Annotated in this window: 13 protein-coding genes; 11 read left to right on the top strand and 2 right to left on the bottom strand. The window is 64.4% G+C overall.

The window, feature by feature from the left end:
- Positions 1-15: 15 nt before the first annotated feature.
- The 4 genes from AWB76_RS00620 (at position 16) to AWB76_RS40350 (ending at position 3,457) form a co-directional block, all read left to right on the top strand.
- Complete coding sequence (locus AWB76_RS00620) at positions 16-483, top strand: type II secretion system protein (protein WP_061158525.1); 468 nt, start codon at positions 16-18, stop codon at positions 481-483.
- Positions 484-488: 5 nt separating this feature from the next.
- Complete coding sequence (locus AWB76_RS00615) at positions 489-866, top strand: type II secretion system protein (RefSeq protein WP_061158200.1); 378 nt, start codon at positions 489-491, stop codon at positions 864-866.
- Positions 841-1,353, top strand: coding sequence for a hypothetical protein (locus tag AWB76_RS00610; RefSeq protein ID WP_061158199.1), 513 nt, complete (start codon positions 841-843; stop codon positions 1,351-1,353). Before AWB76_RS00615 ends, AWB76_RS00610 begins: the two co-directional genes overlap by 26 nt.
- A 76-nt stretch (positions 1,354-1,429) precedes the next feature.
- Positions 1,430-3,457 carry a glycoside hydrolase family 19 protein gene (locus AWB76_RS40350; protein ID WP_082864332.1) on the top strand — a complete coding sequence of 676 codons (2,028 nt, stop codon included), beginning with the start codon at positions 1,430-1,432 and terminating at the stop codon, positions 3,455-3,457.
- Positions 3,458-3,511: 54 nt separating this feature from the next.
- Here AWB76_RS40350 and AWB76_RS00595 read toward each other — a convergent pair whose 3' ends face one another.
- A complete protein-coding gene (locus tag AWB76_RS00595) occupies positions 3,512-4,333 on the bottom strand; it encodes a lytic transglycosylase domain-containing protein (protein WP_061158196.1) in 822 nt (273 codons plus the stop codon).
- A 199-nt stretch (positions 4,334-4,532) separates the two neighbouring features.
- Here AWB76_RS00595 and AWB76_RS00590 point away from each other — a divergent pair, with 199 nt between their 5' ends.
- On the top strand, positions 4,533-5,396 hold the full coding sequence (locus tag AWB76_RS00590) for a 2OG-Fe(II) oxygenase (protein WP_061158195.1): 864 nt from the start codon (positions 4,533-4,535) through the stop codon (positions 5,394-5,396).
- 30 nt (positions 5,397-5,426) lie between these two features.
- On the opposite strand, the gene AWB76_RS40050 is transcribed toward AWB76_RS00590, so the two are convergent.
- Entirely contained in the window at positions 5,427-6,866 is a 1,440-nt protein-coding gene (locus AWB76_RS40050; RefSeq protein WP_061158194.1) for a lytic polysaccharide monooxygenase, read from the bottom strand.
- A 217-nt stretch (positions 6,867-7,083) separates the two neighbouring features.
- Here AWB76_RS40050 and AWB76_RS00580 point away from each other — a divergent pair, with 217 nt between their 5' ends.
- The 6 genes from AWB76_RS00580 to AWB76_RS00555 all read left to right on the top strand — a co-directional run bounded on the left by AWB76_RS00580 (position 7,084) and on the right by AWB76_RS00555 (position 13,799).
- Entirely contained in the window at positions 7,084-8,013 is a 930-nt protein-coding gene (locus tag AWB76_RS00580) for a bestrophin family protein (protein WP_061158524.1), read from the top strand.
- A 103-nt stretch (positions 8,014-8,116) separates the two neighbouring features.
- Complete coding sequence (gstA, locus tag AWB76_RS00575; RefSeq protein ID WP_061158193.1) at positions 8,117-8,722, top strand: glutathione transferase GstA; 606 nt, start codon at positions 8,117-8,119, stop codon at positions 8,720-8,722.
- A 278-nt stretch (positions 8,723-9,000) separates the two neighbouring features.
- Positions 9,001-9,516, top strand: coding sequence for a Csu type fimbrial protein (locus tag AWB76_RS00570; RefSeq protein ID WP_061158192.1), 516 nt, complete (start codon positions 9,001-9,003; stop codon positions 9,514-9,516).
- A 110-nt stretch (positions 9,517-9,626) separates the two neighbouring features.
- A complete protein-coding gene (locus AWB76_RS00565; protein WP_061158191.1) occupies positions 9,627-10,352 on the top strand; it encodes a fimbrial biogenesis chaperone in 726 nt (241 codons plus the stop codon).
- Between the two features lie 21 nt (positions 10,353-10,373).
- Positions 10,374-12,833, top strand: coding sequence for a fimbria/pilus outer membrane usher protein (locus AWB76_RS00560; protein WP_063936292.1), 2,460 nt, complete (start codon positions 10,374-10,376; stop codon positions 12,831-12,833).
- Between the two features lie 3 nt (positions 12,834-12,836).
- Positions 12,837-13,799, top strand: coding sequence for a Csu type fimbrial protein (locus AWB76_RS00555; protein ID WP_061158190.1), 963 nt, complete (start codon positions 12,837-12,839; stop codon positions 13,797-13,799).
- Positions 13,800-13,803 lie beyond the last annotated feature (4 nt).

Genomic DNA, 13,803 nt, shown 5'->3' with positions numbered 1-13,803 from the left:
CGCATGACGACGACGATGGACAAGGGCTTCACGATCATCGAACTGCTGGTCACGCTCGCGATCCTCGCCGCGCTGGCGATGGTCGCCGCGCCGCTCGTGCAGATCGCCGCGCAGCGCAATCGCGAGGACGAGCTGAGGCGCGCGCTGTGGAGCATCCGCGACGCGATCGACGCCTACAAGAAAGCCGGCGACGACGGCAAGATCGATCGCCCGGTCGGCGAGTCGGGTTATCCGTCGAAGCTGGACACGCTGGTGCAAGGCGTCGTCGATAAAACGAGTCCGACGCATGCGCGCATCTACTTTCTGCGACGCGTGCCGCGCGACCCGATGTGCGACTGCCCGAGCCGCTCCGACGATGCCACCTGGGGCAAGCGCAGCTACGCGAGCCCGCCCGATTCGCCGAGCGAAGGCAACGACGTCTACGACGTCCATTCGCTCTCCGAAGGCACCGGTCTCAACGGCGTTCCCTACCGGAAGTGGTGAGAGCCATGTGGAAGAAGGCGCGTCGCGCATTCACGCTGATCGAGCTGCTGGTCGTGCTGGCGATCATCGCGACCTTGCTCACGCTCGTCGTGCCGCGCTACTTCGGCCAGGCGGACAAGGCGAAGGAAACCGTGCTGCACCAGAACCTCGCGGCGATGCGCCAGTCGATCGATCACTTTCGCGCGGATCAGGGACGTTATCCGCAATCGCTCGACGAGCTCGTGCAAAAACGCTACTTGCGCGAGATACCGATGGACCCCGTCGCGGGCAATCGCAGCGCATGGACGACCGAGCCGCCCGCCGACGGCACGCCCGGCGTCTACAACGTGCGCAGCGGCGCGAAAGGCAAGGGCAAGGATGGCACCGATTACAACGCGTGGTGAGCGGCGCGGCCGCGGCGCGGCTCGAAGGCGCGAGCGCGGCTTCGGCATGTTGTGGGCGCTGATGTGCGTTGCCCTGATCTCCATCTATCTGATGGCGGTCGGCACGGTGTGGACGACGCAGATGCAGCGCACGAAGGAAGACGAGTTGCTGCGCCGGGGCGACGCGATCCGCGCGGCGATCGAGGCTTACGTGAAGGCCGACAAGAGCGGCGCGTTTCCGAAGAGCTTCGACGATCTGCTGCGCGATCCGCGCCAGTCGTTCGTGCAGCGTTATTTGCGCGAGGCCTATGCCGATCCGATGACCAACGGCGAATGGCAGACGATCCGCGGCCCCGGCGGCGAGCTGTTCGGCGTGTACAGCGCATCGGCGGAGGCGCCGCTCAAGAAGGACGGTTTCAACGACAGCGACGCGAGCTTCGCGTTGCAGACGAGCTATTCGGAATGGAAGTTCACGTACTACCCGGAAAGGAACATGAGCCGACGGTAGCCGGCCTCTGACGTCCGTCGCGGGCTCCGGCGCCTCATGGCGCGCGCGTTGGGCTTATCTGCTGGAGACGACTGAAATGGTTTCGATTCGAAGAAAGCTGGCATGGCTGCCTGCCGCGCTGATGCTTCAGGCGGGCGTGGCGTTCGCGCAGCAGGCGTGGACCGAAGGCACGACCTACTCGGCGGGCGCGACGGTGACATACAACGGACGCGTTTATCAGGCGTTGCAGACGCATACCGCTTATCCGGGCGCGGGGTGGAATCCGGCGGCGTCGCCGACGTTGTGGAAGGACGTCGGCGCGGCGGGCGGGACGCCTTCGCCTGCGCCGACTCCTGTGCCGACGCCTGCGCCCGCTCCCGTTCCGACACCGACGCCAACTCCGGTTCCGACGCCTACGCCAACTCCGACACCAACCCCAACGCCAACGCCAACGCCAACGCCAACGCCGACGCCGACGCCGACGCCGACGCCGTCCGGATGCTATACGGCGTGGTCGGCGAGTCAGGTCTACGCTCAGCCGAACACACGCGTGACGTACAACGGGCGTAACTTTCGGAACAAGTGGTGGACGCAAGGAGACAACCCTGCGCAGTCCGGCGCGTACGGCGTTTGGGAAGACCTCGGCGCGTGCAGCGGCGGAACGCCGACGCCCACGCCAACGCCCACGCCAACGCCAACGCCTACGCCTACGCCTACGCCGACACCGACGCCCACTCCAGCGCCCGTGCCGACGCCGGTTCCGACGCCAGCGCCTACGCCAACTCCGACACCGACACCCACGCCGACTCCGACTCCGACACCAACTCCGACGCCAACCCCAACGCCGGCCCCCGCGTCCTACAAACCGCAAATCAGCTACATCCCCGCGCCGCCGGACTACCCGACGCAAGCCCAGTTCAACGCCGCCGAAAAAGCGCTCGTCGATCAATCCGGCGGCCAGATCGCGATCCTGCGCGACGCCCTGCGCGTGCTGCCCGACGAAGACGTCAACGCCGTGGTCGCGGGACGCGCCGCCAATCCGTCGAACGTGAAGCGCGTCGAGGCGATCATCCCCGAATCGAAGTTCGATGCCCTCTTCCCGGTGCGCAACGTCGCCTACTCTTATGTGAACTTCCTGCGCGGCATCGCCAAATTCCCGGCGTATTGCGGCGATTACACCGACGGACGCGACGCCAACGCCATCTGCCGCAAGCTGCTCGCCACGTCCTTCGCGCACTTCGTGCAGGAGACCGGCGCGAACTGGCCGTCGCTCACGCCGGCGCAGGCGCGCTCGGGCTATCCGGATCACAACAACGCCGTGCTCGCGAAGATGCCGCAGGACACGCCGATTCCGTTCTGGCAACAGGCGCTGTGGTTCCTGCGCGAATCGGGCTACAACGAAGGCTCCGCGGTCGGCGCGTATCAGCAATGCACGCCCGGCTCGCACGCGACGAACTGGATCTTCTATCCGTGCGCGAAAAATTCCGCCGGCAAGTATCTCGACTACTTCGGACGCGGCGCGAAGCAGTTGTCCTGGAACTACAACTTCGGCCCGTTCTCGCAGACGCTTTACGGCGACGTCAACACGCTGCTCGACGATCCCGGCAAGGTCGCCGATACGTGGCTCAACTTCGCATCGGCGGTGTGGTTCGCGGTGACGCCGCAGACGCCCAAGCCGCCGATGACATGGGCCATCGACGGAACCTGGAAACCGAACGCCGTCGATCTCGGCAACAACATGAAGCCGGGCTTCGGCGCGACGGTGTACATCATCAACGGCGGCATCGAATGCGGCGGCGGCGGCGCGGAGAAATCGCAGGTGACGAACCGCATCAACGCATACAAGGAGTTCACGCGCGAGCTCGGCGTGACCATTCCCGCCGATGAACCGCTCGGCTGCGCCAACATGAAGGGCTTCAACGAAGGCTCCGCCGCCGCGATCAAGGCCTATCTCGACAAGGACTATTCGTGGGTCAACGGCAAACCCGTGACGGGATGCAAGCTGGTCGACTATCAGATGCCCTTCTCGCTCATCAATGCCGGCGATTACAAGGCGTGCACCGACTACTTCTTCCGCGGCAAGGTGACGTATAACGGCAAGGTCGAAGTCGACAACACGAAGTAAGCAAGCGGCGCTTTCCCTCGCGTGTTCATCGCGCGGGGGAAGCATGCGCGGGATTCAACGACCGCCGCGATAGCGCTCGGCGAGCGTCTTCACGCGCGACACGTAGGTGCGCGTTTCGTTGTAGGGCGGCACGCCGTCGTAGCGGTCGACGGCCGCCTCGCCGCTGTTGTACGCGGCGAGCGCGAGATCGAGATTGCCGCTGAAGCGCTTGAGCAGCCACGCGAGATACTGCACGCCGCCGCGAATGTTCTGCGCTGCATCGAAGGGATCGCCGACGTTGAAGCGCGACGCGGTCGCGGGCATCAGTTGCATCAAGCCCTGCGCGCCCGCGCGGGAGATCACGTTGGCGCGGTACGCCGATTCCGCGTGGATCACCGCGCGCACGAGCGCGCTATCGACGCCGAACGACGCGGCGGCTGCATCGATTTCGCGTCCGTACGAGCGCGTGTCGAGCGAGAGCCCGGCGACATTCACTTCATCGCCGGGCGCGCACAGATTGCACGTCTCGATGAAATGCAGCTCGATGATCGATACGCTCGCCGAAACGTCGACGGGCTTTCGTGTCAGAAAGTGACGCACGCCGTCTTCGACATACGTCCAGATGTGCGCCGTGGCCTGACGCCGCACGAGCGGCGCGACCGGCGTCACCGATGTGCCCGAGGCCGGTGCGGCGGGCGTCGACCCTTGCCAGCTCATGTTCACGCGCACGCACTTCGCGTGCTCGATGCGCGTGCTGACGTACACGACCGTGCTGTCCTCGGATTCGCAGCGAAGCATCGATGCCGCCTGCGCGCGATCGCAGGCCGCGAGAACTCCGATCACCATCAACATGGCGATCACATGGCGGCCTTCGATGCCCGACGCTCCGCTTCGCATGGCCCGACTCGCTTCCGATGTGAGAGAGGCGCGACGCAGCGCCTCAGAAAAGCATAGGTCGCTTTACGCGTAACGCCACACCGAATCCGGCTATGCATTCCAAACGCCCCGTTGTCATTCGTGTGCTTTTGTGCTTCCATGAAAACACGAATGCTTCGTGATACTCGTCAAGCCGCCCAGCGCCCTCAATGAGCACACCATGAGCACCATTCCCCGCTTCGATTCCACCTGGCAAAACTGGCTCGACGAAAACATTCGCCGGGGCTGCACGCATCAATCGCTGATCGATGCCATGATCGCCGCCGCGTTTCATCCGAACACGGCGCGCCTGATCCTCGCGCGCCATCTCGCCGGCGATGCGCCCTTGCCGGGCGACGATACGGCCACGCCCGATTACCTCTACGGCACACCCATGCTTCCGCAGACGCGCGTGCTCACCGCGAGCGACCGCGAAGCGCCCAAGGTGTTCAGTTGCGAGCAGCCGGTGATCGCGCTTGTGGCCGATGTGCTCGATCACGATGAATGCGACCGGCTGATCGAAATCGGCCGCGAGCACGTGCAGCGCTCGTCGGTCGTCGATCCCGACTCGGGCAAGGAGATCACCATCGAGGAACGCAAAAGCGAAGGCGCGTTCCTCAATGCATCGACGGATGCGCTCGTCGAAACCATCGACAGGCGGATCGCCGAGCTCTTTCGCCAGCCGGCCGAAAATGGCGAGGATCTGCATATTCTTCGATACGGCGTCGGCGGCGAATATCGCCCGCACTACGACTACTTTCCCGAAGAGCAGGCCGGCAGCAAGCATCACATGCTGCGCGGCGGGCAACGCATCGCCACGGTGATCCTCTATCTCAACGAAGTCGAGCGCGGCGGCGACACGACGTTTCCGGACATCGGCCTCGCCATTCATCCGCGACGCGGCAGCGCGCTCTATTTCGAATACGTCAACGAACTCGGGCAAAGCGATCCGAAAACGCTGCACGCCGGCACGCCGGTCGAGCAAGGCGAGAAATGGATCGCGACGAAATGGATCCGGCGCGGGCGCTTTCGCCCCGAGCAATGAATCGGCGGGGCGGCGTCTTTTCGTCTTCGCTTACTTGCAAGGGCCGACCTTCTCCCAGGCGCCATCGGAGTTCGTCGCCGGATCGACGTTGGCGCTCCACCACTTGTTGCGATAGTTCATGCCGTTATAGCTGACGCTCGTGCCGGCGTTCGCATAGGTCTTGCTCGCACTCCACGGCGCGGCGCACGCGAGCGCGGTCTGTCCCGCGCAGGCGCCGAGATCCTGCCATGACTTGCCGCTGCCCGAATTGCCGGATGGGTTGTCGGAATTCTCCCAGCGCGCGCTGTAGTTGTGCCCGTTGAGCGACACGTTCTCCTTGGCCTTGTAGGTCGTGCCCGACTGCCAGCCGACGGCGCAGGTTGCGCCCGCGCTTGGGGACGGTGCGGGCGTCGGGGTTGGTGTCGGGGTTGGTGTCGGGGTTGGCGCGGGTGCGGGCGTCGGTGTGGGCGCGGGTGTTGGCGTCGGTGTGGGCGCGGGTGTCGGTGTCGGTGTCGGTGTGGGCGTGGGAGCAGGCGTCGGCGTCGCCGCGGCCGTATGATCGACCGCGAAGTTGTAATCCTGCGCACTATCGACGTAAATCCGGTTCGCCGAGATCGTCTTCTGCGGCACGATGTTGCCGTTGTTGTCGATCACACCCACCCGGACGTGCTTCGCCTCCGTGTTGACCTTCTGCGCCATCGCGTACACCCAGTCGGCCGCTGCGGTCGTCTGTTGCGTCACCGTATAGCTGATCGATTCGAGATCGTGGCCATCGGCATCGAAAACACGCAGCGTGATTTTCATGCCCACCGGCTCGTCCTGCGGTGTCGTCGGAAGCGCGCGCAGTTCCCGCCATGTGGTCTTCACGCCGTTGATGACCACATCGCTGCAGGCGTAAAACGCTTCGGCGCTGTCGTTGCGCTGCCAGATCGTATAGATGATCCGCCGCCCCGTCTTGCCCGAAGGCAGCTTGCATTGCAGCTTGTAGCGGCCGTTGTCGAGCGCGACGCTGTTGATCTCGCAAAACGGTTTGCTGTCGAGATCGGACCATTTCAAGGGCTGATTGAAGTCGTAGCCGTCGACGCTCATGTACATCTGAAAGTAGCGCGTCACGTGCGGCGCGGTCGCATACCAGACGAACGTGTAGTTGCCGCTCAGATCGGCCGATATCGTGGTGGCCGGCCAGTCGCTTCGGCCGAGATCGAGGCCGTAGTAGTTGGGTTTGCCGCCGCTGCAAAGATGCCCGTCCGGCACGAACGCCTTGTGATCGCCGTTGGGCAACTGGTTCACGCCCGCCCAGTCGTACAGGAACGACGGGCCGGCCACCGCCACCGCCGCCTTGCACGCCGCCGACGTTGGACTTTCCGGACCCTCGAGATAGCAGGAGTAGACGCGGCTGACAGGCGTCTCGATCGTGCCGTGCCCCGACACGGCGCACGGCACCGCCAGCGGAAGCAACGCGAAACTCACTTTCCACTTAGCAGCGGTCATGTCACCTCCAAATATTTTGATTCGTATAACCAACTTATTTAATCGACGACTGTCAATTGGTTTTCATTCTAGATGCCGCGGCAGGCTTGCGTTAGCACGAACATGGGCAGCGCGAACCGCCTGTGATTCGCTTGCTGAAACAGTCGACGCGCACGCTCTTCGCCGCGCCTTTATCATGTCGATCATTCAACATTTCGAATCGCATGGTGCTCACGTCATGATCGTCCGCCCCCAACTGAACTGGTTCCGGCTGTTGTTCGTCTGGCGCGGCTCCGTGCTGCCGCAGTTGCTGCCGCGGCTCGCGCTCATCTTCGTGCTGTCCGTCGCGGCGATCTTCATGCACGATCACATGCGTACCTATCCCATCGGGCTTGGCACGCCGCCTTTCGCGCTGGTCGGCATCGCGCTGGCCGTGTTTCTCGGCTTTCGCAACAGCGCCAGTTACGAGCGCTGGTGGGAAGGCCGCAAGCTGTGGGGATCGCTCGTCATCACGGCGCGCTCGCTCGCGCGTCAAGCGCTCAGCCTGCCGCATCCGGCCGATGCCGCTGAAACTCGGCGTTTCGTCGCGGCCATCGGCGGATTTGCGCATGCGCTGCGCCACCAGTTGCGCGGCACCGATGCCCTCGCGGACCTGGCTCCGCGTCTGCCGCCGGAACTGCATGCGCGCGTGCGTGCGGCGCAGTGCAAGCCCGCGCTGATTCTGCTGTGGCTCGGTGAATGGGTCGCGCAACGCAAGCGCGAAGGCGTCATCGACGGCTATGCGCAGCTTGCGTTCGAGCACAATCTGAACGCGCTGTCGGCGGTCATCGGCGGATGCGAGCGGCTCTCGTCGACGCCGCTGCCCTTCTCGTACTCGGTGATGATCCACCGCACGATCTATCTCTTCTGCGTGCTGCTGCCGTTCGGCCTCGTCGATGGCGCGGGCCTGCTCACGCCGCTCTTCGCGCTGCTCGTCGCGTATGCGTTCATGGCGCTCGAAGCGATCGCCGCGCAGATCGAAGACCCGTTCGGCCTCGAAGAAAACGATCTCGCGCTGAACGCGATTTGCGCGTCGCTGGAAGCGGCGTTGCACGACATGGTGGCCGATCCCGCGTTCGAGCGCGCGCCGATTCCGCCATCGGACGCGCCTGGCTATATCCTCGATTGAAGCGCTCGCGGGGCGAGAACGCGCATCTGTGTATTTCCCGAGGCGAAACGAACGCATCGATGAATTCGTTCATAATGCTGCGCGGTTCACCCCGGAGATAATTTTGAAACTCTTTTACAAAGCCGGCGCTTGCTCGCTGGCCTCGCATATCGCGCTCGTCGAATCGGGTTTGCCGTTCGACATCGAAGCGGTCGATCTCAAAACCAAGCTCACCGCGAGCGGCGCGGATTTCACGCAGATCAATTCGAAAGGCTATGTGCCGGCGTTGCAGCTCGACAGCGGTGAAGTCCTCACCGAAGGTCCGGCGATCATGCAATACGTCGCGGATCAGGCGCCCGAGAAGCACCTCGCGCCGCTCGCCGACGCGATGGCGCGCTACCGTCTGCAAGGCTGGCTGACGTTTATCGGCACCGAACTGCACAAGAACTTCTCGCCGTTCTTCAATCCCGCTGCAACGAGCGACTGGAAAGCCGCCGCAATGGCGAACCTCCAGCGCCGTCTCGACTACGTGGCGCAGCAGGTGGACAGCACGCAATATCTGCTCGGCAACGAGTTCAGCATCGGCGATGCGTATCTGTTCACCGTGCTCGGCTGGGCGAAGCACATCGACCTCGACCTCGGCAAGTGGCCGGCACTCGTCGCCTATCAGGCGCGCGTGGGTGCGCGCCCCGGCGTGCAGGCCGCGTTGAAGGCCGAAGGCCTGATCTGATTTAGCGACACCCCTGATTCAGGCCAGCACGGCCTGACATGCACGAAGCCAGCGGCCTCCCTCGGGAGGCCGTTTTCACATGCGCGAAGGCGCAACTCCAGCACTCTCTCGAAAACCGCTGCACGCTAATTACAGCAAGCGAAACAGCGTGTTACACCATCTCAATTAAGAACCGTCTCATTCAGTCCTAGACCGGCTTTCCCTAATATTTACCCATGTTCAGACGACGCCAAACGAAACCAGCGTCAACCCTTTTTGTTCCTACAGGAGAGTTCCACATGCGTAACGTGTTCAAGAAAGCCGCCATCGTCGCCATCGTTGCAAGTACCGCTGCGTTCGGCATCGCCGCATCGCCCAATGCAATCGCCGCCAGCAAGACCGCGACCTTCGACGTCACCTTGACCGTTCAGGACGATTGCTCGATCTCCGCCAACCCGCTCGACTTCGGCAGCACCGGCGTGCTCGACAAGAACGTCGACCAGAACAGCAGCCTGTCGGTCACCTGCACGAAGGGCACGCCCTACAACGTCGCGCTCGACGCGGGCACGGCCACCGGCTCGACCATCGCCGCACGCACGATGACCAACGCGGCCGGCGACACCTCGGTGAGCTTCAACGTCTACAGCGACGTCGCGCGCACGCAGGTCTGGGGCAATACGACCGGCACGGATACGGTCGCGGGCACGGGCAACGGCGGCGCGCAAGTCATTCCCGTCTATGGCCGCGTGCCGTCGCAAGACACGCCGGCGCCCGGCGCGTATTCGTCGACCATCACCGCGACTGTCGTGTTCTAAGAATCGCGTTTCGGCCGGTCGAAAGCATCCCGCCACCGCGCGGGATGCTTGCTTGTTGGCCAATAAAGTTTTATCACTGGGATAGTTGGGAATACAGAAGGAGACCGACTATGACCACACTTCTACCGCGCGCCTGCGCGGTTTTTCTCTTTCTGCAATGCTGCGCTTCGTTCGCCGCGTCGTTGCAAATTTCCCCGGTCACGATCCAGCTCACGGGCGCGGAAAACGGCAAGGTCATCAACCTGAGCAACGAGGGCGACGAGCCCATCCACGCACAAGTGCGCACGTTCGTCTGGGACCAGGACGACGAAAAGGACAAGCTGACGCCGACGCGCGAGATCATCGCCAGTCCGCCGATCGCCGAAGTGCCGGCGGGCGGAACGCAGGTCATCCGCGTGATTCGCGCGAGCATGGCGCCCGTGCCGCAGGAGCGCGCGTATCGGTTGCTGATCGATGAACTGCCGCCCGAGGGCGCGCCCGCCGGTTCGAACGTTCAATTTCGCTTTCGATATTCTGTACCACTATTTATTTCATCCGCCGGTGAAATGGAGAAGCCGAAGCTGCAGTGGAGCATCGTCGAAAAGAACGGCAAGCCGTATTTGCGGGTGATGAATAGCGGTGAGGTTCACGCGCAACTGAGCGCCGTCACGCTCAGGAGCGACGCCACGACGATACCCGTATCGCCGGGATTGCTCGGTTACGTGCTGCCGGGCCGCATGCGCGCGTGGATGCTGCCCGATACCGCACGCGCCTTGCACGGCAAGCCCGCGGACGTGGCGGCGACGGTCAACGGCGCGCCCGTCACCGGCAGGCTCGGCGAAGGCAGCGGGCCTTGATCACCGCGCGGCGCGCCGGGCATGGTCTCGATCGCAGACATCGGCGGAAATGCGCCGGGCCAAAAGGCTCGCGGCGATCGCGGCTGGCGCCTTCGCGGCGGCCTCGCGCTCGTGTTGATGTCGCAGGCGGCGATCGCGCAGGTCGAAATCACCGGCGGCTCGCCCGCCGATCTGCCGAACCTGTCCGGTGCGCCGCGCGGCCAGCCCTTCCCCGCGCTCGCCGAAACGAATCAGCAACTCGTGCTCGAAATCGTCATCAACGGCACGAATCTGGGCGAGCCTTCGGACTTCGAACTGCGTAACGGCCAGCTTTACGCCCAGCCGCGCACCCTCGAAGCCGCGGGCATTCGCGTGAGCGATCTCCAGCCGGGCGCCGACGGCTGGCTCGCGCTCTCGACGATTCCCGGCCTGCGCGCGACGTATGCGCCCGCGCGCCAGCAGGCGATTCTGAATGTCGAGGAAGCGCGTCAGACCACGCGCCGGATCGGCTACCCGCTGCCGGTCCAGCCGAAGGCCACGCCGGGCACCGGCTTTCTGATGAACTACGACGTGAGCTATACACGCGAATACGGCGAGGATCACGGCAGCACGCTTGGCATCTGGAGCGAGCAGCGCCTCTTCACACCCTTCGGCGTCTTCGACAACACCGGCACCTGGATCGATACGGAAGGCAGCTCGAACCGCTACACGCGGCTCGACACGAACTGGTCCTACTCGAATCCGGAGAAGCTCTTTACGGTGACCGTCGGCGACTCGGTGTCGGGATCGCTGCCGTGGTCGCGCTCGGTGCGCTTCGGCGGATTCCAGATTCAGCGCGACTTCACGCTGCGGCCGAATCTCATCACGTTTCCTCTGCCGATGTTCGCCGCCTCGGCCGCCGTGCCTTCCGCCGTCGATCTCTATGTCAACGGCCTGCGCCAGTACAGCGGCCAGGTCGCGCCCGGACCGTTTCAGATCGCGCAACCGCCGACGCTGAACGGCGCGGGCGTCGCGCAGATCGTCGTGACCGATGCACTCGGCCGCCGCGTGACGACGAGCGTGCCGTTATACATCGATGCGCGGCTGCTGTCGAAGGGACTGTCCAGCTACTCGTTCGAGGTCGGCTTTCTGCGCGACAACTACACGCTCGATTCCTTCGACTACGAGCACTCGCCCGTCTACAGCGGCGTGTACAGCTACGGCGTCAATGACTGGCTGACCTTGCAGGCGCACACCGAAGGCGGTCAGGGACTCGTCAACGGCGGCGCGGGCGCGGTGATCGGCACGGGCGGCTTCGGCGTGTTCAGCACGGCGGGGGCGGCGAGCAAGATCAACGGCATGACGGGCTCGCTGTATAGCCTCGGCTATCAGTACATCGGGCCGAAATACTCCGTCAGCCTGCAAGGCACGCAGGCGTCGAGCGGATATCGCGACGTCGCGGCGCTCTCGGGCACGTCGACGTTTCAGCACGTCTATCAGGCGACGGCCTCGGTCTCCTTCCTGCGCACGCAATCCGCGACGGTGAGCTATGTCGATTCCGAGGACAGCTTTTCCGGGCACGCGCGCGTCGTCACGCTCGCGTACAACGCGCAGTTCGGGCAGCGCTGGTCGCTGTTCGCGACGGCTTATCGCGACTTTCTGCAGAAGAACGTGTGGGGCGGCTCCATCGGCCTGACGATCGCGCTCGGCGGCAACATGGCGGTGGGCACGACGCTCTCGCAATCCGGCGGCCACACCACGGCGGATGTCACCGCGTCGCGGCCCGCCGATTTCAGCGGCGGCTGGGGCTGGACCGTGCAGGCGGGCGCGGGCGCGGATTACCGGCACGGCTTCGCGGGCGCGAACTATCGCACGAACTTCGGCGAATTCCAGGCGACGGCGCAGCGCTTCAACGGCACGACGACCGGCACCGCCGAGATGACCGGCGCGTTCGCCTTCATGGACGGCGCCCTGCTGCCCTCGCGCACCATCACCGACGGCTTCGCGCTCGTCTCCACCGATGGCGTCGCGAACGTGCCGGTGACGCAGGAGAACCGCAAGGTCGGCCTGACGAATTCGGGCGGCCATCTGCTCGTGCCGGATTTGCAGTCGTATCAGCGCAATCAGATTGCGATCGACCCGCTCGCGCTGCCCGCCGATGCGCGTATCGAAACCACGAAGATCGACGTTGCGCCCGAACGCCGCTCGGGCGTGCTCGCGCGCTTCGGGATGTCGAAGTATCAGGGCGCATCGGTGAGTTTTGTCGATGCGAAAGGCGCGCCGATCCGCGAAGGGTCCGCCGCGACCAACGAAAGCACGAACGAGACGGCGATCGTCGGCTTCGACGGCCTCGCCTTCTTCAACACGCTCGACGCCGCCAACACCGTGACCATCCGCGGACGCGGGACGAACTGCGCCGCGCACGTGCCGTTCGATGCCGGTTCATCGCACGAACTGCCGCAGATCGGACCGTTCGTCTGTCAGGATCGGCAAGCCGGCGGCGAAGGCAACAAGGGAGAGTGAATCATGCGAGTGCGATCGTGGTTCCGGAAGAGCGCGATCATGATCGTCGCGCTCTTTGCGTTGCTCGCGCTGCCGCATGCGGCGCAGGCGCAGACGTGCTCCTTCACCGTGAGCTACACCGACTTCGGCGCCTACGACACGACGTACACCGAACCGACCGAGGTCGTCGGCGCGGTGATCATTTATTGCAGCGGCTACAGCACGTCGACGGTTCGTCTGTGCCTGAACATCGGCACGGCGGCGCCGCGCGTTCTGACCGGCCCCGGCGGCGCGACGCTCAACTACAACCTGTACGTCGACCCGGATCACGTGAACGTGTGGGGATCGATTCTGAACCCGTCGACCGTGCCTTACATTCTCGATCTGCCCGTGCACCCGAGCGGCAACGTGTGGGCGCAGGAGCCGTTCTACGGGCGAATACCGCCGCAGCAGCAAGTGCCGACCGGCACCTACACGCAGAACTTCACCGCCGCGGACACCTATTTCGTCTATGTGGGTTACACCGGCACGCCGCCGAATTGCAGCACGGCGACCGCGCCGTACAAGTCGGCCGCATTCACCACGATGGTCAATGTGGGCGCCGACTGCGAGATCAGAGCCACGCCGATGTCCTTCGGCACGCAAACCTCGCTGAATCAGACGCTCGCGACGATCGGCTCCGTCACCGCGACCTGCACGCCGGGCACCGCATACACGATCAACCTGAACGGCGGCGCGTCCGAAGGCGGCAGCATCACGTCACGCAAGATGACGCGAATAGGCGGCACCGAAACCGTCAGCTATCAGCTTTATTTCAATTCGGCGCACACCGTCATCTGGGGCGACGGAACCGCCGGCACCACGGCGGGCACGGGCATCAGCATGGGAGACGCGGTCAACTTCCCGGTCTATGGAGAAGTCCCGACGCAGGCCGCTCCGCTGCCCGGCCGATACCGCGACACGATCACCGCGACGATCATCTTCTGAGCCG

This window comes from Caballeronia temeraria (assembly GCF_001544795.2).
Classification (GTDB): domain Bacteria; phylum Pseudomonadota; class Gammaproteobacteria; order Burkholderiales; family Burkholderiaceae; genus Caballeronia; species Caballeronia temeraria.
The sequence above is the reverse complement of the archived record's forward strand: the minus strand, read 5'-3'. Positions and strand labels throughout refer to the sequence as shown.